At 64.7% G+C, this 25,766-nt stretch carries 23 protein-coding genes and 1 pseudogene; 11 read left to right on the forward strand and 13 right to left on the reverse strand.

Going from position 1 to position 25,766, the window contains the following annotated elements; all coding sequences use genetic code 11:
- Positions 1-139 precede the first annotated feature (139 nt).
- Positions 140-838 (reverse strand): GntR family transcriptional regulator, encoded by a 699-nt coding sequence (locus ASG79_RS14200; protein ID WP_056392000.1) that lies wholly within the window; start codon positions 836-838, stop codon positions 140-142.
- A gap of 233 nt (positions 839-1,071) precedes the next feature.
- On the opposite strand from ASG79_RS14200, the gene ASG79_RS14205 reads away from it, so the two are divergent.
- From ASG79_RS14205 to ASG79_RS14235, 8 genes and pseudogenes are all read left to right on the forward strand, one after another.
- A complete protein-coding gene (locus ASG79_RS14205; protein ID WP_056392002.1) occupies positions 1,072-2,238 on the forward strand; it encodes a mandelate racemase/muconate lactonizing enzyme family protein in 1,167 nt (388 codons plus the stop codon).
- A gap of 98 nt (positions 2,239-2,336) precedes the next feature.
- The gene (locus ASG79_RS14210) at positions 2,337-3,698 is read left to right on the forward strand and encodes a cation:dicarboxylate symporter family transporter (RefSeq protein ID WP_082581766.1); all 1,362 of its coding nucleotides are present in this window, start codon (positions 2,337-2,339) and stop codon (positions 3,696-3,698) included.
- A gap of 42 nt (positions 3,699-3,740) precedes the next feature.
- A complete protein-coding gene (locus tag ASG79_RS14215; protein ID WP_235509812.1) occupies positions 3,741-4,742 on the forward strand; it encodes a phosphoglycerate dehydrogenase in 1,002 nt (333 codons plus the stop codon).
- Positions 4,743-4,776: 34 nt separating this feature from the next.
- A complete protein-coding gene (locus ASG79_RS14220; RefSeq protein ID WP_056392005.1) occupies positions 4,777-5,856 on the forward strand; it encodes a tartrate dehydrogenase in 1,080 nt (359 codons plus the stop codon).
- A complete protein-coding gene (locus ASG79_RS14225; protein WP_056392006.1) occupies positions 5,853-6,164 on the forward strand; it encodes a hypothetical protein in 312 nt (103 codons plus the stop codon). The genes ASG79_RS14220 and ASG79_RS14225 overlap by 4 nt, the downstream gene beginning before the upstream one ends.
- Positions 6,165-6,180: 16 nt before the next feature.
- Positions 6,181-6,523 (forward strand): aldolase/citrate lyase family protein (locus ASG79_RS23540; protein WP_414730915.1); only part of this gene is annotated, 343 nt, incomplete at its 3' end.
- Between the two features lies 1 nt (position 6,524).
- Positions 6,525-7,170: pseudogene (locus ASG79_RS14230) on the forward strand (HpcH/HpaI aldolase/citrate lyase family protein); the annotation flags it as partial.
- 249 nt (positions 7,171-7,419) lie between these two features.
- Positions 7,420-8,256: a fumarylacetoacetate hydrolase family protein gene (locus ASG79_RS14235; RefSeq protein WP_056392109.1), complete on the forward strand. Its 837-nt coding sequence runs from the start codon at positions 7,420-7,422 to the stop codon at positions 8,254-8,256.
- A gap of 303 nt (positions 8,257-8,559) precedes the next feature.
- On the opposite strand, the gene ASG79_RS14240 is transcribed toward ASG79_RS14235, so the two are convergent.
- On the reverse strand, positions 8,560-9,609 hold the full coding sequence (locus ASG79_RS14240; protein WP_056392008.1) for an LLM class flavin-dependent oxidoreductase: 1,050 nt from the start codon (positions 9,607-9,609) through the stop codon (positions 8,560-8,562).
- A gap of 142 nt (positions 9,610-9,751) precedes the next feature.
- Between ASG79_RS14240 and ASG79_RS14245 the strand changes: the two genes are divergently transcribed.
- Complete coding sequence (locus tag ASG79_RS14245) at positions 9,752-10,726, forward strand: alpha/beta fold hydrolase (protein ID WP_056392009.1); 975 nt, start codon at positions 9,752-9,754, stop codon at positions 10,724-10,726.
- Between the two features lie 86 nt (positions 10,727-10,812).
- On the opposite strand, the gene ASG79_RS14250 is transcribed toward ASG79_RS14245, so the two are convergent.
- The 6 genes from ASG79_RS14250 to ASG79_RS14275 form a co-directional block, all read right to left on the reverse strand.
- Positions 10,813-11,319, reverse strand: a complete 507-nt coding sequence (locus tag ASG79_RS14250; protein WP_056392010.1) for a gluconokinase — start codon at positions 11,317-11,319, stop codon at positions 10,813-10,815.
- Positions 11,319-11,630 (reverse strand): putative quinol monooxygenase, encoded by a 312-nt coding sequence (locus ASG79_RS14255; protein ID WP_056392011.1) that lies wholly within the window; start codon positions 11,628-11,630, stop codon positions 11,319-11,321. Before ASG79_RS14255 ends, ASG79_RS14250 begins: the two co-directional genes overlap by 1 nt.
- Complete coding sequence (locus ASG79_RS14260) at positions 11,627-12,550, reverse strand: NAD(P)-dependent oxidoreductase (RefSeq protein ID WP_056392013.1); 924 nt, start codon at positions 12,548-12,550, stop codon at positions 11,627-11,629. The genes ASG79_RS14255 and ASG79_RS14260 overlap by 4 nt, the downstream gene beginning before the upstream one ends.
- A gap of 3 nt (positions 12,551-12,553) precedes the next feature.
- Complete coding sequence (locus ASG79_RS14265) at positions 12,554-14,473, reverse strand: TRAP transporter large permease subunit (protein ID WP_056392015.1); 1,920 nt, start codon at positions 14,471-14,473, stop codon at positions 12,554-12,556.
- A gap of 104 nt (positions 14,474-14,577) precedes the next feature.
- Positions 14,578-15,609, reverse strand: a complete 1,032-nt coding sequence (locus ASG79_RS14270; protein ID WP_018769921.1) for a DctP family TRAP transporter solute-binding subunit — start codon at positions 15,607-15,609, stop codon at positions 14,578-14,580.
- Between the two features lie 40 nt (positions 15,610-15,649).
- Entirely contained in the window at positions 15,650-17,002 is a 1,353-nt protein-coding gene (locus tag ASG79_RS14275) for an NAD(P)H-dependent oxidoreductase (RefSeq protein ID WP_018769920.1), read from the reverse strand.
- Positions 17,003-17,169: 167 nt separating this feature from the next.
- Between ASG79_RS14275 and ASG79_RS14280 the strand changes: the two genes are divergently transcribed.
- Positions 17,170-18,273: a LacI family DNA-binding transcriptional regulator gene (locus ASG79_RS14280; protein ID WP_235509817.1), complete on the forward strand. Its 1,104-nt coding sequence runs from the start codon at positions 17,170-17,172 to the stop codon at positions 18,271-18,273.
- A gap of 344 nt (positions 18,274-18,617) precedes the next feature.
- On the opposite strand, the gene ASG79_RS14285 is transcribed toward ASG79_RS14280, so the two are convergent.
- From ASG79_RS14285 to ASG79_RS14305, 5 genes are all read right to left on the reverse strand, one after another.
- Positions 18,618-20,078 carry a polysaccharide deacetylase family protein gene (locus ASG79_RS14285; protein WP_235509814.1) on the reverse strand — a complete coding sequence of 487 codons (1,461 nt, stop codon included), beginning with the start codon at positions 20,076-20,078 and terminating at the stop codon, positions 18,618-18,620.
- A 116-nt stretch (positions 20,079-20,194) separates the two neighbouring features.
- The gene (locus ASG79_RS14290) at positions 20,195-21,106 is read right to left on the reverse strand and encodes an intradiol ring-cleavage dioxygenase (protein ID WP_056392112.1); all 912 of its coding nucleotides are present in this window, start codon (positions 21,104-21,106) and stop codon (positions 20,195-20,197) included.
- Positions 21,107-21,401: 295 nt separating this feature from the next.
- Complete coding sequence (locus tag ASG79_RS14295; RefSeq protein ID WP_082581767.1) at positions 21,402-22,037, reverse strand: GntR family transcriptional regulator; 636 nt, start codon at positions 22,035-22,037, stop codon at positions 21,402-21,404.
- Positions 22,038-22,077: 40 nt separating this feature from the next.
- Positions 22,078-23,541, reverse strand: a complete 1,464-nt coding sequence (gene tcuA, locus ASG79_RS14300) for an FAD-dependent tricarballylate dehydrogenase TcuA (protein WP_056392018.1) — start codon at positions 23,539-23,541, stop codon at positions 22,078-22,080.
- Positions 23,542-23,660: 119 nt separating this feature from the next.
- Complete coding sequence (locus ASG79_RS14305; RefSeq protein WP_223992974.1) at positions 23,661-24,329, reverse strand: GntR family transcriptional regulator; 669 nt, start codon at positions 24,327-24,329, stop codon at positions 23,661-23,663.
- A gap of 321 nt (positions 24,330-24,650) precedes the next feature.
- Between ASG79_RS14305 and ASG79_RS14310 the strand changes: the two genes are divergently transcribed.
- A complete protein-coding gene (locus ASG79_RS14310) occupies positions 24,651-25,742 on the forward strand; it encodes a PrpF domain-containing protein (RefSeq protein ID WP_018772057.1) in 1,092 nt (363 codons plus the stop codon).
- Positions 25,743-25,766: the final 24 nt, after the last annotated feature.

Raw genomic sequence — 25,766 nt, forward strand, 5'->3', positions numbered from 1 at the left:
AGCAGGCCCAGCAGTCGACAGAAGTACGCCCCGTCCTGACCTCAGTCAGCAACGAAAGGAGCGTGTGACTCACGGCGCTGAATGTCGCGCCAGGTGGCGCTGCGAACGCGGAGGACCGTACCCCAAAAGCCGGCGGAGTTTAGGCGGTTCTCTCAAGGTCGGATGAGGATTCGTTCTCTCGCTCCTGCAGGGCGCCGGTCACCGATGCTGTGAGGCTGTTGGCGATGTGGGTACGAGCGAGTTCCGCCGCTCCGGGCCCGTCTCCTGCGGTCACGAGTTCAAGGATTTGGTGGTGCTGGTTCAGGTCGATGGTGCGGGGCTCGTCAGCGGAAGGCAGCTCCAGGCCGATGCGCCGGTAGCGGTCGGACTTGTCCCAGAGGTCATCCAGGAGCTTGATCAGGGTCGCGTTGTGAGAAGCGGTGTAGACGGCGCGGTGGAAGTCGCGATGAGCGATGATGGCGTCCTCGCCCCACACGCGTGTGACAGGGAGCAGTTTTTCGGCGGCCGCCCGGATGAGGGCAACATCAGCGTCGGTCCGGCGGTAGGCGGCGAGTTCCGTTGCGGACGGCTCCAGGGAGAGGCGGACTTCAAGCAGCTCGCGGGCTTCGGCGGCGCTCATGTCGGCAACCTTCGAGTCGCGGTGGGTGTCCATCGTGATCAGGCCCTCGCTCGAGAGCCGGCGGATGGCTTCACGAAGGGGTGTGATGCTCATCTGCATGTTCTCGGCCAACTCGTATTGGGAAATGCGCGAGCCGGGGGCTAAGGCGCCGGAGAGGATCATCTGGCGTAGTTCGCTGTACGCCAGGCTGCCCTTACTCGAAAAGACGTTGGTACTCATCTGTCGCTCCAAATCTGCCGGGAGTCGCCCGTTCCCCTTAGTATAGCCCCGCGCGAAAACATCTTATAAGAAATCTGCTCACTGGGCTTGTGCTCCCGGTCACGGGCAAGCTAACCTCGATTCAACGTCTTATAAGATATTTGCCTCCAAGTACTGCAGGTGATGCGACGCTTGGGCTAGTCTCGGGTGTTGGTCTTATAAGAAATAAGTTCCGATCCCAGAGAGATTCAAAGATGAAAATCGTTTCCGCCCACGTAGGCACCATCCCCATCAGTTCCTCCATCCGGAACGCGTTCATTGACTTCACCAAGATGGACTGCACCATCATTGCCCTGGTCAGCGACGTGTTTGTTGACGGCAAGCCGCTGGTCGGCTACGGATTCAATTCCAATGGCCGCTACAACGCCACGGGCATCCTGCAGGACCGCATCCTGCCGCGCCTGCTCGACGCTCCTGCCGAGGACCTCTTGGATGAGAACGGCGAACTCTCGCCGGAAAAGGCATGGGACATCATGATGTCCAACGAAAAGCCCGGCGGCCACGGCGAACGCTCCGTTGCCGTGGGTGTAGCCGACATGGCCCTGCACGACCTGGCCGCCAAGATCGCCGGTGTCCCCCTGTACCGGTGGATCTCTGACCACTACGGCGACGGCAACCCGGACAAGGACGTCTTCGTCTACGCCGCCGGCGGCTACTACGCCCCCGGCAAGACGCTGGAAGACCTGCAGAACGAAATGCGCGGCTTCCTCGACCAGGGCTACAACATCGTCAAGATGAAGATCGGCGGAGCCGACCTGGCCGAAGACCTCCGCCGCATCGAAGCCGTGATCGAGGTCCTCGACGGCGACGCCTCCCGCCTCATGGTGGACGTGAACGGCAAGTTCGACCTGGACACCGCCCTGGAATACGGAAAGGCCATCGATAAGTACGGCCTGTTCTGGTACGAGGAGGTCGGCGACCCGCTGGACTACGCCCTGAACGCCACCCTTTCCGAGCACTACCGGAACCCCATCGCGACCGGCGAGAACCTGTTCTCCCTCCAGGACGCACGGAACCTGGTTCGTTACGGCGGCATGCGCCCGGACCGCGACTTCATCCAGGTCGACCCCGCCCTGAGCTACGGCCTCACCGAATACCGCCGGATCCAGGACATGCTGGCCCAGCATGGATGGTCATCCCGCCGCTGCATCCCGCACGGCGGACACCAGTTCTCCCTGCACATCGCCGCAGCCCTCAAGCTCGGCGGCAACGAGTCCTACCCCGGCGAATTCCAGCCCACCGGCGGCTTCACCGACGACGCGGTCGTCGTCAACAGCCGCGTGGCCCCCGGCGATCTGCCCGGCATCGGCCTCGAAGGCAAGGCCGAGTTCTACAAGGTCCTGCGCGGCCTGCACGAGTAAACCGGCTCTTCGTGCCCGGTCCCGGGCAGCAGAACTGCCCGGGACCGCACCACTCTTTCCCCAACCCCAAGTCTGAAGCGTGCAAAGGAGCACCCTGGATGTCGTCCCACACCATCAAGAACCCACAGCATTCCTCCCCGCCCAAACAGAGGTCCCGTTTCGGCCGGCTGCTTGGTGAACTCTGGTTCCAAGTCGTCCTGGGCGCCGTCCTGGGCATCGCCGTCGGCTTCCTCCTGCCCTCGGTGGCCAAGCAGCTCACCCACCTCAGTGACTGGTTCATCGCACTGGTCAAGATGATCGTTATCCCCGTGGTGTTCTGCGTCGTTTCACTCGGCATCGCATCCATGGACAGCCTGCGCAAAGCCGGCCGTATCGGTGTCAAGGCACTGGGCTATTTCATCGTCCTGTCCCTGGTCTCGATGCTGATTGGTCTGGTGGTCGCCAACGTCTTCCAGCCCGGCGCAGGCATGAACATTGATCCTTCCAAGCTGGACGCGAGCAAAGTTCCCGCGGCGGCCAGCAAGGGCTTCGACGGACTGGCATTCGTCAACAGCATCATTCCCGAGTCCCTCTTCGGCGCCCTTACCGGACACACCATCATCGCCGCGCTCATGGTCTCGATCGTGTTCGGTGCCGCACTCAATGTCTCGGGCGAGTCCGGCGCGTTCATCACCAAGGGCATTCAGGCCCTGTCCACCGTGATTTTCAAGATCGTCGGGTGGGTCATGCGCCTTGCCCCAATCGGCACCTTCGGCGCCCTCGCGGCAGTCGTGGCCAACTATGGCACCCAGAGTCTGCAGCAACTGGGCATCCTCGTTCTGCTGTTCACCGGAACCTGCATCGTCTATGTCCTTGTTGTTCTGGGAGCCATTGCCCGGGCCTGCGGCATGAACATCTTCACTGTCATGCGTTACTTCAAGGCTGAACTCCTGATCGCCCTGAGCACCTGCTCAAGCGAGGCCGTCCTGCCCCAGCTCATCAAGAAGCTGGAGAACCTCGGCGTTGGAAAATCGACCGTCGGCATTGTCATTCCGGCCGGATTCTCCTTCAACCTCGACGGATCCGCCGTTTACCTGACCATGGCCTCGGTGTTCCTCGCCCAGGCCGTGGGCATGGACCTCTCCTGGGAACAGCAACTGGTCATGGTCGGTGTCATGATGCTCACCAGCAAGGGCACCGCGGGCATTGCCGGCGGCGCATTCATCGTCCTGGCCAGCACCCTGAGCTCTGTGGGCGGAATCCCACTGGCCGCCCTGGCCCTCATCGTCGGCATTGACCGCCTCCTGAACGAAGGACGGGTGTTCATCAACGTCCTGGGCAACGCCATGGCCGCAGTCGTCATCGGCAAATGGGAAAAGGACTTCGATCCCGAGCAAGCCCGCGAGGTACTGCGCGCATCAGGCAAGAAGAAGGAACTCGACGTAAAAGCACCGGAAGCCGAGACCGCCAACGCCCACTAAACCCTGTCAGGGCCGCCGCCCACCCCGCGGCGGCCCTGGCCCGTGTGCACTGCACACAGAACAACCCACCGCTACATCGACGAGGAACTCCACACCATGGCCCCGCGCATACTCATCACCACCGACTACCTCCACACAGGAGATGCCGTCGACCGGCTCCTGCGCGACCACGGACTTGAACCCGTCTACTCACCGTCGACGGGGCCGCGGCCCCTTGAGGAACGCCGCTCACTGTTCGACCACATCGCAGGCGCGATCCTCGCCAGCGAACCGGTCACCGCCGACATGCTCGCTGATGCATCCTCCCTCAAAGTCATCGCCCGCAGTGGCGTCGGATACGACTCCATAGACGTCGAGGCCGCCTCCGCCCGCGGAATCAGGGTCTGCACCGCCCCCGGGACAAACCATCACTCGGTCGCCGAACTGACCATCGGGCTGATCATCATGGCTGCACGCCGCGTCACAGAGGTTACGAATGCTGTCCGCCAAGGACGTTGGCCCAGAGAAGCCGGCCACGAACTCCGGGGATCCACCTTGGGCATCATCGGCTACGGGCCCAGCGGACGGGCCACCGCGAACCTCGGCGCAGCCCTCGGCATGAACGTCCTGGTCAGCACCGCCCACCCCGACCCTGATAACGCCACGGTACTGTTCAGCGATCTCGACACCGTCATCCGCAACGCCGACTACCTCTCCCTGCATACCCGTGGAGGCCAAAGCACCGGCAAACTCATCGACGCGTCCCGGCTGCACGCAATGAAACCCACTGCCGTGCTCATCAACACCGCGCGGGGCTCACTCGTGGATGAAGACGCATTGGCCAAAGCACTGTCCGACGGCACCATCGCCGCAGCTGCCTTGGACGTTCTCGAAAGCGAGCCCCTCCCCGACGACAGCCCCCTCCGCGGCCTGGACAACGTGGTCATCACGTCCCACCTCGCCGGGCAAACCGTCGAAGCCCGTGCCCGGGCAGGGCTCGCAGCCGCACACGCCGTCATCGACGTCCTCGAACACCGCGAACCGGCACACCAGGTCAACCACTAACCCCCCATCGAGCAAACAGTAAGAAGGTCCCTTGATGTCGAAACCCCACCGCATCGCAGTCATTCCCGGCGACGGAATCGGCACCGAAGTCGTACCGGAAGGGCTGCGCGTCCTGAACGCCGCAGCCTCAGCCTTCGACCTCAACCTCCAATACGAACACTTGGACTATGCCTCCGCCGACTACTACACCCGGCACGGCAAGATGCTCCCCGACGGGTGGTTTGAGGAACTAAACCAGTTCGATTCCATCTTCTTCGGCGCCGTCGGCTGGCCCGAAGTCGTCCCGGACCACATCTCCCTGTGGGGAAGCCTCCTGCAGTTCCGCCGCCACTTCGACCAATACGTCAGCCTCCGCCCCGTACGGCTCTTGCCCGGCGTGCCGAGCCCTTTGGCCGGCCGGGTCCCGGGCGACGTCGACTTCTACGTCGTACGGGAAAACACCGAAGGCGAATACTCCAGCATCGGCGGAAAGATCTTCGAAGGCACCGACCGGGAAACCGTAGTTCAGGAAACCGTCATGACCCGCACCGGCGTGGACCGCATCCTCAAATACGCCTTCGACCTCGCCCAGAGCCGGCCCAAGAAGCACCTCACCTCCGCCACCAAGAGCAACGGCATCTCCATCACCATGCCCTACTGGGACGAACGTGTGCAGGAAATGGCCAGAGGCTTCTCCGATCTGAAGGTGGACAAGTACCACATCGACATCCTGGCCGCTAACTTCGTCATGCACCCCGACTGGTTCGACGTCGTCGTAGCCAGCAACCTCTTTGGGGACATCCTCTCCGACCTAGGCCCGGCCTGCACCGGAACCATCGGCATCGCCCCCAGCGGAAACATCAACCCCGAACGCAAATTCCCCAGCCTCTTCGAACCCGTCCACGGATCCGCGCCGGACATCGCCGGCAAGGGCATCGCCAACCCCATCGGCCAAATCTGGTGCGCCGCCATGATGCTTGACCACCTGGGAGAACCCGAAGCAGCGGCCGCCATCACCACTGCCATGGAAACCGTCCTTGCCCGCGGACCCGAAGCCCTCACACCCGACATGGGGGGCAATGCCACCACCAAGGAACTGGGCAAAGCAGTGGCCGCAGCCCTGACCGCATCATGACCCCCTCGACCGGCCCCAGCAACGGGCGCACACCCGCCTTCGAAGAGCGCATTATGCTCCGCCAGCACCTCCACTGGCGACGGCTCATCGGAGCGACCGTCCAGATCCGCCAGCACGGCCAACTCATCCGCACCGGAACCGTGGATGACGCCATGGCAGACTCCACAGCGCTCTGGATCGCAGGCGACGCCGCCCAACCACGCACCATGTACGAAGCTGCGCACGGGATCGAGGTGTGGGCCCACCCGGAAGAAGCCGAAGACGGGATCTGCTACCGGATGACATCAACAGCACCATCACATAACTGACCCAGTACGGAGACCCATGACGCAGCGCACCTACATGCCCCGAAGCACCGAAGACACCTCCTACTCCACCCCAGTGCTAAGCAATGTGCTCCCGGGCGTCATCCCGGAACGCAATATTCCCGCAGAGATCGCCCGTTCCTGGCTGTTGGTCAATGCCATGAAGCCGGAGCTTTTCGACCAGTCGGCCGTTTCCCGCGCCGATTCGATCATCCTGGATATTGAGGATGCGGTGGACCCTTCCCAGAAGGACCAGGCCCGGACCAACGTGATCGACTGGCTGACCGGCGGCGGCAAGGCCTGGGTGAGGATCAATGACGCCACCAGCCCGTTCTGGGCTGATGACCTTGCCGGGCTGCGCGNCCAACGTGATCGACTGGCTGACCGGCGGCGGCAAGGCCTGGGTGAGGATCAATGACGCCACCAGCCCGTTCTGGGCTGATGACCTTGCCGGGCTGCGCGGCACCCCGGGCCTGCTGGGCGTCATGCTCGCCAAGACCGAATCCGCGGACCAGGTCACCGAGAGCTTCCACCGCATGGACGGCAAGACCCCCGTGATCCCGTTGGTGGAATCCGCGCTCGGTATCGAGGAAGCCAACCATATCGCCAAGGCCCAGGGTGCGTTCCGCCTGGCCTTCGGTTCCGGCGACTTCCGCCGCGATACCGGCATGGCCGCCACCCCGGAGGCCATGGCCTACCCSCGSGCCAAGCTCGTGGTCGCCAGCCGGGTGGGCAACCTGCCGGGCCCCATYGACGGCCCCACCGTGGGCACCAACCACCCCATCCTGCGCGAGCAGACCGGCATCACCGTGATGATGGGSATGACCGGCAAGCTKTGCCTGGCCATYGACCAGACGCCGGTGATCAACGAGGTCATCAGCCCCACGCCGTCGGACGTCGCGTGGGCCACCGACTTCATGAACGACTTCGAAGCCAACGGCCGCGTCATCCGTGACGGCTCCGACCTGCCCCGCCTTGGCCGCGCCGAGAAGATCATGAAGCTCGCCGTNTGGGCCACCGACTTCATGAACGACTTCGAAGCCAACGGCCGCGTCATCCGTGACGGCTCCGACCTGCCCCGCCTTGGCCGCGCCGAGAAGATCATGAAGCTCGCCGTGGCCTTCGGTGTGCAGCCGGCAGGTTAGCGCCTGCGCCCAAAGGGGCCGAAGCGGCAAGGATGCCGCTGATGAACAACTACCACCGTCCGGCACATCCGCCCACCGCCGTAATCAGCAACCAAGATCTGAAGAGAGAACGAATGGCCTACGCAAACTACCGATACAAGGGTCACAACTACCTTGGCGAAGTTCATGGCGAACACCTCATCCCGCTGGCCGGGCTCACCGACATCGGACCGGAAACATCCGCCGATCTCCTTGCCAGTGCCGCCCGCCTGAGGGAATCACGGGTTCCCCTATCCGAAGTCACCCTGCGGGCGGCGTCACCAAAGGCCGGCAAGATCATCTGCGTGGGCCTGAACTACAAAGACCATGCCGACGACACCAGCACAGCCACCTTTCCCGTCCTCTTCCCCAAGTACACATCCACCCTCATAGGACCTGCCGACGACATCATCCTTCCCCCGGAATCCACCCAGGTCGACTTCGAGGGCGAACTCGCCGTCATCATCGGCAAGACAGGCCGCCGCATCGTCGAACAGAACGCCATGGACCACATCCTTGGCTACTGCGTCTCCAACGACGTCAGCATGCGCGACTACCAGAACAAGTCTCACCAATGGCTGCAGGGCAAGATCTGGGACAACACCACCCCGCTCGGCCCGCACATCGTCACACCCGCAGAAACCGACATCAGCAAGGCCGGCATAAGCACCACCCTGAACGGGGAAGTCGTCCAAAAAGCGGATCTCTCCCACCTGATCTTCAGCATCCCCACACTCATCGCCACCATCTCCGAATTCACCACATTGGAACCAGGGGACGTCATCCTCACCGGCACACCAGCCGGCGTCGGATACCGCCGACACCCGCAACTGTTCCTCAAAGACGGTGACACCGTCACCGTGACGGTGCAAGGCGTTGGCAGCATCACCAACACCGTCAAGGCAGAAGCCGATCATCTCTTTTGGGTTTGACCGCCTTCGTGGGCCGTCCTCCCCTTTCCTTCGGATCGTCTAGTGGTGCTGCCGGATGGCTTCCCAGGAAATCCAGTCAGGCCGAGCTACACCCAAACCTGACGTCAGGTTTGGGTGTACTGAGCGTCAGATTGGGGTCCGAAAGATACGTACTACACGGATCCGTGTAACAGTCTTAGGTTCAAATCTGACAGGTCTGAGCCCCCGCCGAGTCCTCTGCTAAGGAGGGCGGGGCTACGTACGCGCGCGATCGTGAGAAGTTGCTTCTCCCATGCGGACGTCACCTGCGGCGGTGCCCACGTGCTATGACGTCGGCACCTCGCCGCCCGCCGTCCAACCCAGAGCCGGCCCCAGCTTCCCTGCCATATCCGTCAAGATCTGGACGTAATCCTCGTGGTCGAAGCTGAAGGGTAGTGCGAACGCCACCTCATCCACCTCCTGGAACCCTGCATGCGCGTACAGCTGCTCCGCGATCTCCTCACTGGTACCAATGAGATCAGCAGCGAACATCATGCCCCGCGGCCCCTGCGGAGCAGCCGCGCGCGGAGTGCGTTCGTCGACATACCGCTGGTACTTCTCCCGCTGGGCAGGAGTCGCCGAGTCAGTCGGGATCACCACCAGGCCCTGCGAAACCCGCGCCTGCGCATGCCCCGCGCCAGCAGCAGCCTCGCGGAACGCCCGGATCTGCGACTGCTGGACCAAGGCGAAGTCCGGGTCCTGGTTCTTGTCCGGGAAGATCACGCTGCTGGAGAGCAGATTGAACCCATTCGAACCCGCCCACACCGCCGACTTCGTACTGCCGGCCCCGTACCAAAGACGGCTCCGCAGTCCTGGCGAGTGCGGCTCCAACCGGTTGGAGAACTCCTCCACCACGCCCTGCTTGCCGGAGAATTCCCGCACCGGCTCCCCGGCAACCAACCGCGCAAACCGCCCCACCCGCGCGTAGCTGAAGTCCTCCACGTCCGCGGTGTCCGGGTACAGCTCATGCTTCACCGTGTCGTACTGCATCGGCTCCCCAACGCTTACGCCTGGGTTGATGCGTCCACCTGCCAGCAGGTCCACGGTGGCCAGGTCCTCGGCCAGGCGCAGCGGGTTTTCCCAGCCCAGCGGCGTCACGGCAGTGCCAAGCTCAATGTACGAGGTGCGCTGGCTCGCCGCCGCCATCACGGCAACAGGGGAAGAAATCCCGAACTGCAGGTGGCGGTGGCGCAGCCAAGCACTGTCGAACCCCAGCCGCTCCCCCAGCTCGATGATCTGCAACGTGGACTCGTGGCCCGCAGCCGGGTTTGCCGGATCAAACAAACCAATGGTCAGAAACCCCAGCTTGCGCAGGGGACGGTTGGGGTGCGGCATCGGCTTCCTTCAAAGCGGCGGACGGGGCTGGTTTCAGACTAGGCGGAAGCCCCTTAAATGAACCAGCAAGCATTGACGCACATGACGGCCTTGTGGTTAGGCTCACCACGGGCAAGCAACGGCGCCGCCACAGGAGGAATACATGTCATTGCAGGAAATCGAATTCACGTCCGCCAACGACCGCGACAAAATCCAGGCGTGGGTCTACGAGCCCATCGGCCAACCCAAGGCCATCGTGCAGCTCATCCACGGTCTCGGCGAGCACTCCCGCCGCTACCTCCACCTCATCTCCACCCTGGTGGACGCGGGATTCATCGTGGTGGCAGGCGACCATTCCGGGCACGGGCGCACGGCGATGCAGCAGGGCACCTGGGGCGATGCCGGCGAGGACGCCGCCAGCGTGGTGGTTGCCGACGAGGTCACCCTCCAGGCCAAGGCCAAAGAGGCGCTCCCCCAACTCCCCTACGTGGTGTTCGGCCACAGCTGGGGCTCCATGATCGCGCGCGGCATGGCCATCGATCCCCAGGCCCAGCTTTCCGGCTTGATCCTCTGCGGAATCGCCGCCCAAATGCGGGGCATCGAGAAAAGAATCAACCGGCCGGAACTGGCGCGGCTTGCCTCCGGCGAGAGTGCGGCGGAGCCCGCGCCTGAGGAACTGGTGGGCCAGTTGTTCGACGGTTTCCTGGGCCGCCTCGGCGAAAACGCCGGCCCCACAGCCTGGGTGGCGCTGGACGCCGACGTCGTCGCCGACCACGGGAGGGACCCCTTCAACAACTTCGGCGCACCGCTGAGCGCGCGGTTCCTGCAGGGCTTCGTTGACCTCTACGATCAGGTCACCTCGGACGACTGGTACAAACAGCTCCCCGCGGACCTCCCCGTGCTGATCCTCGCCGGCGACCAGGACCCCGTGACCAACTACGGCGAAGGCGCCTACCACGTGGCAAACCGCCTTGCCGATTCAGGCCACGCGGACGTCCGCACCCGCGTCTTCCCCGGCGTCCGGCATGAGGTGCACAACGAACCCACCACCCGCGCAGAGACAGAGCGCGAGACGGTCGAGTTCATCCAGCGTGTCACCCAGCGGCAGGACTCCCCCACACCGTCAGCTGCAGGCTGACCGTCCCCGAGGAAAGCACCCCCGCAACAAGGAACGACGGCGGCACGCACCTGCCGCCGTCGTCGTACCTTCCAGCAAGGGGAGACTCAGTCCGCTGCTGATTGCTCCAGCAATCGTCGGATGCGTTCGACGGTTGGGTCGATGCCCCCTGTTGACTCGACCATCAGGCCGGATTCGTCGGTCTGCAGCTCCTCCAGGGTTTCCAGCTGGGACGTGAGCAGCGAGGCCGGCATGAAATGCCCGGGGCGTTGGGTGAGGCGGTCCTGCAGTGCCGGCCTGTCGGCTTTCAGCAGGATGAACGTGGTGGCAGGCGCGGCCGTCCGGATGGCGTCCCGGTAGCTTCGCTTCAGTGCTGAGCAGGCAACAATGGTTGCTTTTTCGGTGCTGGCGGACAGCTTGGTACCCACCAGGTGCAGCCACGGCCATCGGTCCTCATCCGTGAGGGGAACGCCCGAAGCCATTTTCTTGACGTTTGCTTCCGGATGCAGGGTGTCGCCATCGACGAAACTGGCGCCGAGCCGGGTGGCGAGCGCCTGGCCCACGGAGGATTTCCCTGCACCGGAGACGCCCATCACCACGATGCTCTGGGGCATTACAGGGCGCCCTGCCGGGCAGTGCCGGCGGGAATGGGCGTCAGGCGGGTGACCTCGACGGGTTCGGCCAGGAGTCCTTCGAGTGAGGCGTTGAGCCGCTTGACGGCGTCCCCCACTCCGTGGGCGTCGAGCAGCTCGGCGCTCTCCCATTTCTCAATCATGACGATCTGGCCGTTGGGCGCATCGTGGATGGCGTACAGGAGGCATCCGGGTTCTTCGTGGACCTCGGCGATGGCGGGCTTGAGGGCCGCGACAACCTGGTCGCGGGCGCCGTCGTTGGGCGTGAAGACTGCAGTGACGACGATGGTCATGATGGTTCCTTTACTCGATTGCTGGTGATGCTCAGGTAAATGCCTGTGTGGTCAAGGTCCCCGAGGCCCTCGGTGACCATTGTCTGGAATGCCGATGTGAGGGTGTTGGCGACAGGCAGTGAGAGTCCGGCATCCGCGGCCGCCTCCGTGACAAAGCGCAGGTCTTTGAGCTGGTTTTTGGCCGAACCGCCACCGTGGAAGTCCCCTGAAACCCAGCGTTCGCCTTTTTGCTGGAGGACTTCAGAGTTGGCCAGGCCGCCCTTGAGGATGGCCTGGACCTTTTCCAAGTCCAGGCCGGACGCCTTCGCCAGCGCCATTGATTCCGACAGGGCGGTGACCGTGGCGGCCACCACGATCTGGTTGCAGGCTTTCACGATGGCCCCGGCGCCGGCCTCCCCGAACCACATGACCGTGGAGCCGTAGAGCTTGAAAAGCGGCGTCAGCCACTCGACCGAACTCCGGGGGCCGCCGGTCATGATGCTCAGCCGCCCCTGCTCCGCTCCGATGGTCCCGCCGCTGAGCGGTGCGTCGATGACCACCACCCCGTAACGGGACTTGCAGTGGGCTGCGAAGGCGGCGACGGCGGTGGGGGACACGGTGCCGTGGATGACCAGGACAGGTTCAGCCACGCCTGCCCGCGCCCACCCCGCGAGCAGGCCGTCCTCGCCCGCCAGGAGTGCTTCGACCTGGGGCAGGTCCGGCAGAACGGTGAGGACAACATCCGCCGCGGCCTCCGCCGGCCGGAGCGCTACTGTCCCCCCTTCAATGGCTTCGGCTTTCTGGAGCGTGCGGTTCCAGAGCGTCAGGTGTACCCCGGCGTTGATAATGTTCCGGGCGATGGGGGCTCCCATGGGGCCGGTGCCGAGCAGCGAGACGGAGACACCGGGATCGAGCGCTGAGGGACGTCTGGTTTCTGTCATGGGTTAGAAGGGGATCAGGCCGGCGAGGGCGGGAAGGAAGGTGCTGAACCAGGGCACGGCGGCGAGGACGAGGAGGCCGACGAACACCGCCACCAGGTAGGGCCAGAAGTGTTTGAGGCTGTTTTCCACGGTTTCGCGGGCGGTGGCGCAGGCGACGTAGAAGCCAACCCCTGCCGGCGGGGCGAAGGATCCGATGCCCATGGAGATGATGAGGACCATGGCGTACTGCACGGGGTTGACGCCGAAGTCGGTGGCGATCGGCAGCAGCAGGGGCGCGAAGATGAGCACCGCTGGCAGGCCTTCGAGGAGCTGGCCCATGATGATCAGCAGCACCACCGTGAAGAGCATGAACAGGATGGGGGAATCGCCCAGCCCGGACATCAGGTCGTGGATCTGCTGCGAAACGCCGGCCAAGGCGAGAGTCTGCGCCAGGGGCGACGCCGCGGCGATGATGAACAGCACCATGCCCGCCGTCGTGGTTGTTTCACGCAGGGTGTCCCCCATCAGGCGCCTGCTGCCGCGGCGGTAGGCTGCCGCGAGCACGAAGGCGTAGGCGACGGCGACCGAGGAAACTTCCGTGGGGGTGGCGAATCCGCTGAGGATCCCCACCACCATACCTACGGGCAGCAGGAGCGTCGGCAGGGCGAAGAAGGTGGCTGAGCCCCGGGCCCGCCACGTGGCCTTGGCGCTTGGGACGCCTCCCTGCTTGCGCGCCCTCAGGAAGACCAGCGCCATGACCACCAGGGCGAGGAAGGCTGCCGGCACGAAGCCTGCAAGGAAGAGGGTGGTGGTCGAGATGGTGGTGATGGAGCCCAGGATGAGCAGGACGATGCTGGGCGGGATGGTTTCGCCCATGATGGCCGACGCCGACAGCACGGCGACCACTTCTCCACGCGGGTACTTACGCTCTTCGAGCATGCCGCGCATGGTGGTGCCCACTGCTGCGACATCGGCGACCTTGGAGCCGGAGATACCGGAGAAGATGTACATGGTGACCACCACCACCTGCAGCAGGCCGCCGCGGAGATGGCCGATCAGTGCATCGACGAGCTTGGCCAGCGGCAGGGTGAGGCCGGCCGAGTTCATGACCGTGCCGGCCAGGATGAAGAACGGGATGGCCAGCAGGACGAATCCCTTGGCTCCGGATGCCATGCCGATGGGGATGGCGCTTACGTCGGAAATGCCGCCGAGGTACAGGTAGATGCCGGAGGCGAGGGCCAGGACAAACGCAATGGGCAGTCCCAGGAACAGCAGGCCGAACAGGGCCACGAGGACCACCACGAGCAGGACGTTCGGTGAGGCGTAGTAGAACAGCGGCGGGGAGATCAGGACGACGGCGACGACGGCGGCTGCGATTCCGGCACCGACGACGGCGGGTCGCCAGGCCTGGCGCCGAAGTTTGACCAGGGCAAACCAGGCGATGAGGACCATGCCCACCGAGAAGGGCAGGTTGACCCAGAACACGGGGAGTTGAAGGATCGGTGTCTTTTCCTCGACCTGCTGGACGAGGGTGGGCACGAACAGGGCGAGCGCGCCGGCGCTCATGACAAAGACGAGCCAGTCGACCAGCGCGGCGAGGTACGGCTTCCAGGATGCGGGCAGGCGCATGATGAGCGCCTGGACGGACATGTGCGCGCCCTTCGGGTAGGCGATGGCGCCGCCGATGAAGGCAATGGTCAGCAGGGCAATCTCGGACACTTCCTGTGTCCAAAGCACGGAATCACCGGTAATGAGGCGGACGGTGATGTTCAGGAGGATGACCACGAGCTCCGCGAGAATCGCCGCTCCCACAATCCCTTCGAGCGTCTTGTCGAGCCAAGCTGCGCCGCTCCAGCGGTCTGGCACGTGGTCGTGGTGAAGGATTTCCTCCGCTTCGAGGGGAAGGACTTCCTCGTAGTCCTGGGGAGCAACGGTGGGTTTCATGGTTTTCCAGACTGTCGACATTGAGAGCGGGATGTGTGTGTGTGTGTGGGGAGTGGGGTGGTGGTACGGGTGGGAGCCGCCTTGTGGGCTCCCACCCGTCCTTGCTACTTCTTGCCGGCGAAGGCGATGGCCTGATCGAAGAACTCCTTGCCGATGAGCTTGGAGAACTCCGGGTAGAGGCTTTGGGAGGTCGCCTTGAACTCGGCGAGCCCGGACGCGCTGAGCTCGTTGGCCTTCATGCCCTTGGCCGCCAGCTCATCCAGCTGCTTCTTGGACTGTTCCTCGTCATAACCGGTTTTGAAGGTTGCCGTTTCCTCTGAAGCGGCGGTGAGTGCCTTCTTCTGGTCCTCCGTGAGGGAATCCCACTTCTTCGATGACAGTGCCAGGACCCAGGCGTCGTTGATGTGGTTGGTCATTGAGACGTATTTCTGCACCTCGGAGAACTTGTTCGTCCAAGGGACCTCAATCGGGTTTTCCTGGCCGTCGATCGTTCCGGTCTGCAGGCCGGTAAAGACTTCCGAGAAGGCCATGGTGGTGGGGCTTGCGCCCAGCTTGCCAAAGAAGTCGGTCCACAGGGTGTTGCCCGGCACCCGGATCTTCAGCCCTTTCAGGTCGGAAGGCTGTTCAATCGGGCGCACGGAGTTGGTGATCTCACGGCCGGTCCGGGTCAGGAAGGCGAGTGCCACGGTGTCCTTTGCCGCCAGCTTGTCCTTCAGGACCTTTCCAGGTTCTCCGGCCAGGAACTTTGCCTCTTCCTTGGTGTCCGAGAAGAGGTAGGGGATGCTGATGCCGTTCATTTCCGGGACCACCGAGGCGTAGACGGAGGTGGACAGGATGAGTCCGTCGAGTGATCCGCCCTGCAGCCGGGTCACGGCGGCATTCTGGTCCCCGCTGAAGCTCGTGCCGTTGGGTACCACGGTGACCTGGACGGAACCGTTGGAGGTCTTCTTGACCTGGTCGGCGAAGTGCTGGGCGGTGACGCCGACGGAGGACGTCAGCGGATCGGGGATGGAGAGCTGGATCTTGGCCACCGGGGCGCTTTGGCCGGCCGGGGTTCCGCCTGCACAGCCGGACAGCAGGGCGGCGGCCAGGCTGGTTGCCAGTACCCCGGTGATGGCGCGGGTCTTGAGGTTCATTCGATGCCTTTCTTCATTGGAAGGATGCGGTGGTACTGGTTCAGGAGACGGTGACGGGGGCGGAAATCAGCGCTTCGGTTTCGCGGCGGAGTTCCAGCGCTTGGGACAGGGAGTCATCAATGATGACATCGTCCCAACCAACGATCGCTCCCTTGGGCACATCGTTACGCAGCTCCACGTGGTGGGCCAGGGCGACGGGGAGGGCGCCGGTGGAGACCGAGTGCTTGGCGGAAACCAGCTTGCCCCACACCGTGAAGCCGCCTTCGCCGTCGAGGAATTCACCGGCCTTGAGGTCTTTCTTGGCGGTAGCGACCACATCGCCATAGAAGCCGACGGGCCCGCCGGTGGGGATGCCGCGGAGGGCTGCGTTGGCGATGGACATGTTCAGTTCGAGGCCTACGTAGTGGTAGGGGCGGTACAGGGCGGCGTACTGGCCGGTGGGGTCCGGGTGCCAGGGGTATTCGTTGAAGCAGCCGGAAACGTAGTTGTTGGTTGCCTTGACGACGACGAAGACGCCCTCCTGGGTGTTGTGGCTGATCCAGCTGCCGTCGCGGTTGACGCTGGACATGACGTCGACGCTTCCTTCGTGGGCCAGGGATCCACCGACGGCGGCCGGGCGGCAGATGGTGGCGATCTCTTCAACGTTGCCCGGTGTAAAGCTCAGGCCGGAATCGGAGGGGGCCAGCCCCGCGCCGTTGGCCACCGCCGCCATTTCGATGGCGGCCTTGGTGCCGTCGCGGAACGAGGTGTGCATGTAGGGGTTGAGCTGGCCGGAGTCGGTCAATTCCTTGGAGAACTCCCAGTTCTCCCAGACGTTGTCCGGGTTCATCTCGTGGTAGTGCTCCAGGTATTTTGCGCCCTTGCCGGCGCAAACCACATCAAAGCCGCTGGTGCGGGCCCAGTCGACGAGCTCCATGATGAGGGCCGGCTGGTCCCCGTAGGCCATGGAGTAGACCACGCCTGCTTCCTCGGCCCGCTTGGCCAGCGCAGGGCCGGCAAGGGCATCAGCTTCGACGGTCACCATGATGATGTGCTTCTTGGTTTCGATTGCTTTCAGGGCGTGCTTGATGCCGACGATCGGGTTACCGGTGGCTTCGACAATGACGTCGATGTCCACGTCGAACAGTTCGTCAGCGTTGGCGACGATGGCGGTGGAGCGGTCCTTCAGCGCCGTAGCGATATCGGGAGCTACCTGGGAGGCAGGCCAGTCCACCAGCTCGAAGGCCCCCTGCGCCCGCTTGACGTTGATGTCGGCAATGGCAACAACGTGGATGCCGGGGATGTTGTTGGCCTGCGCCAGGTACATGGTCCCGTAGCGGCCGGCGCCGATCAGTCCAACGCGGATGGGACGGGACTGCTGCTCACGCTCGCTGAGGAGTTTATGAAGGTTCACGGGAATCTCTCTAGGGGGTGCTTGGCCAAAGAAAAGCACCTCCGGCTTGCCGGATGGCACAACTTCTTTGTCGCGTTTTATGGGAAAACCGTCCGGAGTGGAACCGGTTCCACTTTTGTACCAGCTGCTGATAAGCTGTGTCAACGATCACCTTCCAGCCCGGCGTCATGAATCAAACGGCTGAAAGAAATCGCGTAGGTCATAACCACGAAGGTCTTGTGTCTCAAGGAGGAGCGGTGCGCAAAGCGCCTACCATTCGCGACGTAGCGTCTGCTGCGGGAGTATCCGTCTCTGTGGTCTCACGGGTACTGAACCCGGAGTCGGGACCGGTCGCACCCGCAAAGAGGCAAGAGGTCTTGAGGGTCATCGATGAATTGGGTTACCGGCCCAGGGCGGCAGCGCGTGAACTCAGCGCCGGGCATGCACTCACCATCGGCCTGGTGGTCACCGATCTCTCCAATCCGTTCTTCGCCCGCCTGGCGGACAGGATCGTCTGGGAGGCACGCAGCCATGGCGTGCAGGTGGTGTTGATGACCACGCAGGAGGATCCGCACCTGGAGGCGGACTCCCTGGATACGTTGCTCGACCGGTCGGTCAGTGGCGTCATTGCCACTCCCACCGGGGGCAACATCGAAAAATGGAGGCGCCTGCGCGACCTCGGCGTCAATGTCGTCTTCATCGACCGGGCCATCGAAGAACTCGAAGATGTCGATGTTGTCAGCATCGAAAACTTTGACTCGGGACAACGCTCAACCGAGCATCTCATCAGCCTGGGCCATACCCGGATCGGGCTGATCACGGGCCCGCTTACCACCTCCACCGGGAGTGCGAGGTTGAACGGCTACAGGGCTGCACACCGGAACGCCTCCCTGCCAGTAGACCCCACGCTGATACGTGACGTACCTTTTCGCGGGGACGCGGGCGGGGACGCCGTAGGATCGCTGCTTGCGATGCGCCAGCCGCCAACAGCACTCATCGTTGCCAACACGGCACAGGTGCAAAGTTCAGTCCGCAGGCTCGTCCAAATGGGCACTGACATCCCCGATCAGCTTTCGCTTATTGTCTTTGACGACAATCCCTGGACTGAGCTCACCTCTCCCCCGCTGAGCGTCATCCGCCAGCCGCTCGACATGCTCGCCGTTCACGCCATCGAACTGGTGCTCGGACGGATGCAGGGGAAGCTCCCGGAGGGTGCCCGCCGCATCGAAGTCAAAGCGGACTACCTGCCGCGCAACAGCTGCGCGCCCGTTACCGCCCCGGTCGCGCGCTAAAGGCCTGCAGGGTCCAGCCCTGGAAGGACTCCCCCGTACCGTCAGCTGCAGGCTGATGGCCCCGGAGAAAAGCACCCGCAGCAATGGTCGACGGCGGAAATCACCCGCTGCCGTCGTCGAACCTTCCAGCAAAGGCAGCCCGGTACGTCAGGCCTGTGTCGCCTTCCGCCGCCAGCGGGACAGGCGTGCGAACGTGGGCCCAGTGGGCGGCGGGATTTTGGCTGGGTCGGCGCCTGGCCGGCGTCGGCGCAGTTCCAGGGCCAGCGCCTCCTGACCGCGCGCCATCGCCCACCGGTGGTTCGCGGCAAAAGCCGGCTTGAGCAGCCAGCCCGGCCGCCGCAGCCCTACGGCCGCGCCGGCCGGGACCGGTAAACGTGCCCGGGCAGCAGCGGAATCCCCTCGAAGAGCTGGGGGACGGACACCAGCTTGTAGCCCTGCCCCTGCAGGCCCGCAATCAGTTCCTGCTGCCCGGATATTGTCGAGGGCTGGACGTCATGCATGAGCACCATCGCGCCGGGCGTGATCTCCTTCAGCACCTTGGGCACGAAGGCCGCCGGATTCTTGCTCTGCCAGTCCAGCGAGTCCACGGCCCAGATCATCAATGGTTTGCCCACAGCCGCCTGGGCCGCGGCATCGGCCGCACCGTACGGCGGACGCATCATGGTGGGAGTGGAACCCGTGGCGGCCAGGATCGCGGCATCCGTCCGGTCCATCTCTTTCCTGATCGCGGGCGGGGACAGCTTGGTCAGGTAGGGGTGGCTGAAGGTGTGGTTGCCGATTGCGTACCCGGCCTCGGCAACCTGCCTGGCGGTGGCCGGGTTGGCGGTGGTGTTGGACCCGGTCATGAAGAACGTGGCCTGCGCGTCGTTGGCCTTCAGGATGTCCAGCAACTGGGGCGTGGTGCGGGGGTCGGGCCCGTCGTCGTAGGTCAGTGCAGCGCACGGGACAATATCGCAGTTCACGTGCCTGTGGGCCGGGGCGCTGGCCGGGCGCGGTGCTGCGGCGGCGTTCAGCTGCCCCAGCACCTGGCGGCCGTAATCGCTGAGGGCAGCAGCCGTGTCCGCGGCATTCATCGTGGCCGTCACCTCCCGGCCGGTCATGCCGGGCTGCCCTGCGGAGACGGTCAGTTCGCCTTCCGGACTGAGGACAAGGTCGGTCGGGATTCCTTGAGGGGCGCGGGCCGCGATGTCGGCAGGGATGCCCGCCGCGCGTGCTTGGATGGCGGGGATGGACTCAGGCCTCAGCAGGTCGGTTCCGCTCCGGACCGCGCCGGAGGCCAGGTCGACATAAACGGTGGCGGACGCCATCGCGCTGACTCCCTCCGGCCCGGTGTCCGACACTCTTTGACGGACCACGAGCACACTACCCTTGGCCTGGACAGGTTTGGCCGAGATGACCATTTCCCGGCCCTGGCGCTGGCTGGCATTCAGTGCCATCGCGGGCCGGTAGCGGCCACCCGCCGGAGCCACGGCATCCAGGAGTCCCAGCAGCCACGAGTCAATCTGGGCGTTGAAGGCGGGCAGCCCGTCAACGTAGGTCCAGGACGCGTGGACGTGGTGGTTTCCCACCTGGGCCGTCAAGGCCATCGGGTAGCCACCCGGGACAGCGGCCGGCTGATCCAGCACGTCCGACAATGGCGGTGGCATCGGCACCACCCGCGGCTGGCTGGAAACCCGGTCATGGGGCTGCAGCAGGGAAGGGGCCACCGCACTGCCAGCACCGCTGGCCAACACCGCCGCTGCGCAGAGCGAGGCAACGAACAAACGCAGGCAGGCAACAGCCACGCTCCCGCGGGTGCGCCCCATACCCAGCCCCATCGATCCGCACGCTCCTCAGGTGTTGACCTCTCGATTGTCCCTTACTACCAGGCCCACATGACGAAACCGGAGGCAGTTGCCTGGAACCGGGGAGCTGCGGCAGCCTAGATTGTCACGTTGAGTCCCGCTGTGTAGCCGGCAGCGGCGGAACCGGTCATCGTTGCCAGCTGGTAGATGCCGCCGTCGTTCCCGAACACGTTGTCCGACTTGAGCGTTGTGCGGGTCATGTTCGCGACGCTGCGCTCGTACCCGGGGGTGGCGTACACGTCGTCGCAGGCCGCCTGCGGCAGCGCGATCTGGGAGACGGCCAATACCTGCCCGGCGGCGGTGGCATTGTTCATGGACTCAAACACTTCGAAGTGGATGTGCGGCCAGCGCCCGGAGTAGGCGGCCGGGAAGATCGACGTAAACGTGACCTGCCCGTTGGCGTCGGCTTCCTGCACGCCGCGCAGGTAGTTCTCGTTCTTCAGGCTCGAGTCGTACATCGAGTATTTTCCGTCCCGGTCGCAGTGCCAGGCGTACACCGCGGCACCGGCCATCGGGGTGCAGCCCTTGGCGTTGTCCAGGAGGGTCAGGATGAAGGTCAGCGGAACGCCCTCCGCCTTTGCGGAGGCAGTCCCGAAGCTCGACGTGATGCCCTTCCGCACCACCCCGGATGCCTCCAGGACATTCGGCCCGTTGGAGCCATCCCCCGGATAGGGGCCTGCGGTCTCCTGCGGGATTTCCACGCCGCACTCGGCGATGGCCCGGGTCAGCGTCGGAGTGACGGCGGAGTCAGTGGTCGTGGCAGACGCGGAGGATGTGGCGGCCGCCGCCGTGCTTGATGCCTGGGAGACAGAGCCAGAGGTTCCGGCCGGCGTGCAGGCGGCGAGCGCGGCCACAGCACCGCCTGCGCCCAGGAACAGTCCCAGGGACCTGCGGCTTACCAGGGTGTTCAAGTCGAACTCCAGCCCCCGGTCGTGGTCGGGGTGCGGCTGGTCAAGGTCGGGCTGGCGGGGTGTGCGTGAAGTGGTCATGATGCAAGGAAACCGCACGGGGCTATGCCGTGGGCCGGTTGCTGCTGTGCCGTTCCTGTGCGTCCGGACGCGCGCTTCCCCGCAGGAAACCAGCCCCGCAGATAGTACGACGGCGGCACTCGCCCGCCGCCGTCGTCGTCGTCCGTTCCAGCGAAGCCGGCCCGGCGCACAAGGCGCCGGAAAAGCGAGGCGGGGCAGGCCCATTGGAGCCTGCCCCTCGGGTTTCCTGTTGCGATGGAGTATGCAGGAGCATCTGCCGGCGGGTCTGGTGCGGACGCCCGCGGTCGCCGGCGGCCTAGAGCGTCCTGGGATCGTCGGCGTACATCTTCAGCCTGATGTTCAAGGCGTCGGACATGTGGCGGGCGGCGATCTCACCCGCACGTTCGGAGTCGCCGTCCCCGATTGCGGCCAGCAGCTCGGCGTAGTCCGCCAGCACCACCGGCCACCGCCCCGGGTAGGTCAGGGTGGTGAGGGTGTACCGGCGCACCTGCTGGTCAAGGCGTTCCAGCAGTCCGATCAGCGACGGGCTGTGGGTGGCGTGCCACAGCTGGGCATGGAAGGCGCGGTTGGTTTCCGCGAGCGCCCGGCCATCATTGGGATCCAGCTGCTGCATCTGCGCCAGCAGCCCCGTGAGCAGCTGGCGGTCCAGGGCGGTTGCCTTGACGGCAGCCTTGGCCGCGGCGGCCTGCTCCAGGATGATCCTCGACTCGTAGATGTCGATGATCTCCTCGGCTGAATGCGTACGGACCACCACCGCCTTGCCGCGCCGTTCCACCAGCCCGTCCTGTTCCAGCCGCTGCAGCGCCTCCCGCACAGGTGTCCGGGATGCCCCGTACCGCTCAGTGAGCTTCGCCTCCGTGAGCGGCTCGTCAGGCGCAAAGACACTCGCGAGAACATCCTCGCGAAGCCGCTGGTGGATGGGACTGGCCACTTTTCCTCTTTTCCGTTGCTGGTGGGGGCTGCTGGGTTGCCTAGGCGATGGAGCCGGCACGGCGGCCGAAGACGGCGCCCGCCGCAAGCCCGGAGCCGCCGGGGTAGTTTCCGCTGAACAGTCCGCCCAGCGCTTCCCCGCAGGCATACAGCCCTTCGAGCGGCTCCGCGTCTTCGGTGAGCACGCGGCCCCAGGTGTCCGTCTTGAGGCCACCGAAGGTGAAGGTGATGCCGCAGGTCACCGGGAAAGCGTAGAACGGGCCGGTGGCGATGCTGCGGGCCCAGTTGCTCTTCGGCGGCTGGGTGTCGGCCCGGCGTCCGTCCTTGACGTTGGGGTCGAAGGGCGAGCTGCCGGTGATCGAAGCATTGAAGTTGTGCACCGTCTCCTCCAAACCCTCGGGGCTGATACCGGCCTTTTGGGCCAGCTCGGCGAGGGTTGGAGCGGTGACCACCGAGACGCCCGGCATGTCGTACTCCTCGGCGCGCAGCATGGGGCGGGAAGAAGCGTCAAAGATCTGGAAGGCGGCCGAGCCCGGCTGGGCAAGGATGTCCCGGCCGTACTTCGCGTAGGTGTAGTTGCGGTAGTCGGCGCCCTCGTCCACGAACCGCTTCCCGTCGCTGTTCACCACGATGCCCAGCGGGTACCCGCCGCGGGTGAGCTGGTTGGTGAGCGCCAGGTTGCTCTCGTTCTCCGGGTGCCAGGCGTCCCAGGCCACGCTGTGGCACGTGGACCAGTCGCCGCCCCTGGCCGCCCCGGCGTCGAGGGCGGCCAGGATCATCTCCCCCGTGTTGCCCGGCGTGCCGCGTACTTTCGCGTTCTGCCAGCCCTCCCCCAGGTGTTGGCGGCGCAGTTCAGGTGAGGCTTCAAAACCTCCCGAGGCGAGGATGACCGACTCGGCCCGGAGCTCGCCTTCCCCGGTTGACGTGCGGTACCGGACGCCGCGCACGCGGCCGTCCTCCTGGATGAGGCCGGTGGCTGCGCAGTCGTAGATGACCTCCACGCCCATGCGCTCCGCGGCGGCGCGGTGGTCGGCCATGAGTCCCTTGCCGCCGCCCACGTTGCCCACGTGCAGTCCGCCCCAGAACAGATACCCGCCGTCCTGGGTCCGGTACGCCTGGCGTTCGTACATCAGGCGGTATTTGAGTCCCATGCCCTGAAGCCAGCGCAAGGTCGGGTTGCTTTCGTTGACCAGGACCGCGGACAGTTCGGGGTCGTTGCGCCCTTCAGAGACCTTGGACAGATCGGCAAGGTATTCGGCAGCGGTGTACGCGGGGACTTCGCTGGCGGCGTGCCGCTCATCCGGTTCCACGAATTCGATGAGCTCCTGGAGCCCGTCGTGGGAGATGCGCGTGGCACCGGCGGTGTAGAAGCTGTTGCCGCCCGAGGCGGCTTCCCGCGCCTTTTCCAGCAGGACAACTTTGCGTCCACGCTCGGCGGCTGCAAGTGCTGCCGCAAATCCGGCGTTGCCGCCGCCCACTACCAAAACGTCGCTCTTGATCATCATCAATCTCCTCAGCTCCATCGCTGTACACGATTGTATACATAAGTATGCCGTCGCATGCAATGGGCTGGCGGCACATGCTTGGGGGCATGGCAGGAGAGGGTGAGTGCCGGAGGTGGTGGCTACCCCAGGCGCGGGTGGCTGATTTCCTGGGCGTCGATGTACATCTGGATGCGGATGTTCTTTGCTTCGTCCATGTGGGCGCTGGCGATGCGGCCGGCTTCCTCCGCGTTCCGTGCGCGGATGGCAACCAGCAGCTCCTCGTGCTCCTTCAGCACGCGGTCCCAGCGCTCCTTGGTGGAGAGCGTGGTGCCGGGGTAGCGGATGAAGTGGACCAGGATCCGGTCGAGCAGGTCAAGGAGGGCGGCGCTGTGGCTGGCGGCCCAGATGCGCTCATGGAAGGTGCGGTTGGCGGCGGCCAGTTCAGCCGGAGTGGCAGCATCGAAATCAAGGGTGACCATGGCCTGGTGCGCGCGGTCGATCAGCATCAGGTCCATGTCCGTGTGCCGGAGAGCCGCAGTTTTTGCGGCCGCCTCCTCCAGGAAGGTCCGCACCTCATAGAGGTCCAGCATCTCCTCCGGGCGGTACTCCCGCACCTGCATGCGTGAACCGTAGCGCTCCACGAGCCCCTCGGTTTCGAGGCGCCGCAAGGCTTCCCTGATGGGCGTCCGGGAGACGTTGTACTTCTTAGCCAGGGCGCTTTCAACGAGCTGGGCACGGGGAGGCAGCTCCTGCGAGATGATGGCGTTCCTGATCATCAGGTAGGGGCTTGTCTCTGGTTGCGACGCCACGGGCGGCCTCCGGTCTTCAGGCAAACAAGCGGCAGGACGCGCCGGCGCCATACCTTTAGCCGCAATTCTAGCGCACTGCATACCGTTCCGGCGGGCTGTGAACACCGTGGCGATATTTCGCACACTCTCCCCAAAAGCACCAGGCACCCACACTCCCCTTTCGGTATTCATCTTTTGAAGACTGTTGCTTAAGTTATATGAACGGTATACCGTTTGTGACCAACGCCATACAGCAGGGTAATTACCGGATTCTGGTTTGCTCAGCTTTGAACATTCATCCGGCGGCTGCACACGGTAGCCCGGGGTTTTTCAGGAGAACCAATGACGCTTCTATTCAGGGAAGAGCCGCACGCCGGCACCCTCCCGGTCACCCCGGTGCCGGCCACCCTCGTCCGTGGCGGCACCAGCAAGTGCTGGATATTCCGGGACGAGGACCTTCCGGCTGACGCCCTGGAGACGGACCGTCTCCTCATCCGCACCTTCGGTTCGCCGGATCTCCGCCAGATCGACGGAGTAGGCGGCGCCTCGTCGACCACCAGCAAGGCGATTACCGTGGCCGGCACCGACCGGGACGGAACGGTCCGCTACCGGTTCGCCCAGGTGGCCATCGACAAGCCGGCAGTCGAGTGGGCCAGCAACTGCGGCAACTGCGCAACAGCGCTGGGCCTCTACGCGCTCCATGCCGGGCTGGTCGCTCCCACCGGGGAAGTCACCCGGGTCCCCATCCTGAACACCGTGACCGGGCTGCGCCTCGTCTGCGAGATCCCCACACCGGGGGCGCAGGTACCGGCCTACGGCGGGCGGCGCCTCGACGGCCAGCACTACCCCGGCGTCCCCATCGACGTCATCTTCCAGAAGTCCTCCTGGTCCAGCTACGGTGCACAGTTCCCCACAGGCAACGCCACGGATGACATCGAGGTCGACGGGAAGCGGTACCAGGCGACACTGATCGACGCGGGCGCCCCGGCTGCACTCTTTGCCGCACAGGACCTGGGGCTGGACGCAACCGCCAGCGAGGAAGCCTTGGAGGCGCTGGTCCGGATCGCTCCGCAGTTGCGCGCTGCGGCCGCCCGCAGGATGGGGCTGCCGCAGAACCTCAGCTCCATTCCGAAGGTTGGCGTCGTGGGCCCTCCGCCCGCAGGCGCAACCGGCGTTTCGGCCCGGATGATCTCGATGAGCGCGCTGCACCCCGCCATCGGCCTCACCAGCGCGGTCGCCGTCGCGGCTGCTTCGGGGACCGCAGGCAGCGTGGTGCAGCGCAACGTGGTTCCGGCGGCGGAGGCCGGACTCTTTATCCACTTACTGAAAGGCAAGACGGCGCTGGCATTGGATGCCGCCGATCCCGCTGAAGTCTCCTTTCAACGCTCGGCCCGCGTCATCAGCGAAAGCACCATCCTGGTGCCAAGTGACTGAAGAAACCCCTACAGGAAAAACCCA

Origin of the sequence: Arthrobacter sp. Soil761, from assembly GCF_001428325.1 — a bacterium.
In the GTDB taxonomy this organism is placed as follows: Bacteria; Actinomycetota; Actinomycetes; order Actinomycetales; family Micrococcaceae; genus Arthrobacter.

Excerpts from the sequence above, each read along its gene's own strand:
- ASG79_RS14200 (WP_056392000.1), bottom strand. The coding sequence starts at position 838 with ATGAGTACCAACGTCTTTTCGAGTAAGGGCAGCCTGGCGTACAGCGAA.
- ASG79_RS14205 (WP_056392002.1), top strand. The coding sequence starts at position 1,072 with ATGAAAATCGTTTCCGCCCACGTAGGCACCATCCCCATCAGTTCCTCC.
- ASG79_RS14210 (WP_082581766.1), top strand. The coding sequence starts at position 2,337 with ATGTCGTCCCACACCATCAAGAACCCACAGCATTCCTCCCCGCCCAAA.
- ASG79_RS14220 (WP_056392005.1), top strand. The coding sequence starts at position 4,777 with ATGTCGAAACCCCACCGCATCGCAGTCATTCCCGGCGACGGAATCGGC.
- ASG79_RS14225 (WP_056392006.1), top strand. The coding sequence starts at position 5,853 with ATGACCCCCTCGACCGGCCCCAGCAACGGGCGCACACCCGCCTTCGAA.
- ASG79_RS14235 (WP_056392109.1), top strand. The coding sequence starts at position 7,420 with ATGGCCTACGCAAACTACCGATACAAGGGTCACAACTACCTTGGCGAA.
- ASG79_RS14240 (WP_056392008.1), bottom strand. The coding sequence starts at position 9,609 with ATGCCGCACCCCAACCGTCCCCTGCGCAAGCTGGGGTTTCTGACCATT.
- ASG79_RS14245 (WP_056392009.1), top strand. The coding sequence starts at position 9,752 with ATGTCATTGCAGGAAATCGAATTCACGTCCGCCAACGACCGCGACAAA.
- ASG79_RS14250 (WP_056392010.1), bottom strand. The coding sequence starts at position 11,319 with ATGCCCCAGAGCATCGTGGTGATGGGCGTCTCCGGTGCAGGGAAATCC.
- ASG79_RS14255 (WP_056392011.1), bottom strand. The coding sequence starts at position 11,630 with ATGACCATCGTCGTCACTGCAGTCTTCACGCCCAACGACGGCGCCCGC.
- ASG79_RS14260 (WP_056392013.1), bottom strand. The coding sequence starts at position 12,550 with ATGACAGAAACCAGACGTCCCTCAGCGCTCGATCCCGGTGTCTCCGTC.
- ASG79_RS14265 (WP_056392015.1), bottom strand. The coding sequence starts at position 14,473 with ATGAAACCCACCGTTGCTCCCCAGGACTACGAGGAAGTCCTTCCCCTC.
- ASG79_RS14270 (WP_018769921.1), bottom strand. The coding sequence starts at position 15,609 with ATGAACCTCAAGACCCGCGCCATCACCGGGGTACTGGCAACCAGCCTG.
- ASG79_RS14280 (WP_235509817.1), top strand. The coding sequence starts at position 17,170 with ATGAATCAAACGGCTGAAAGAAATCGCGTAGGTCATAACCACGAAGGT.
- ASG79_RS14285 (WP_235509814.1), bottom strand. The coding sequence starts at position 20,078 with ATGGGGCGCACCCGCGGGAGCGTGGCTGTTGCCTGCCTGCGTTTGTTC.
- ASG79_RS14290 (WP_056392112.1), bottom strand. The coding sequence starts at position 21,106 with ATGACCACTTCACGCACACCCCGCCAGCCCGACCTTGACCAGCCGCAC.
- tcuA (WP_056392018.1), bottom strand. The coding sequence starts at position 23,541 with ATGATGATCAAGAGCGACGTTTTGGTAGTGGGCGGCGGCAACGCCGGA.
- ASG79_RS14310 (WP_018772057.1), top strand. The coding sequence starts at position 24,651 with ATGACGCTTCTATTCAGGGAAGAGCCGCACGCCGGCACCCTCCCGGTC.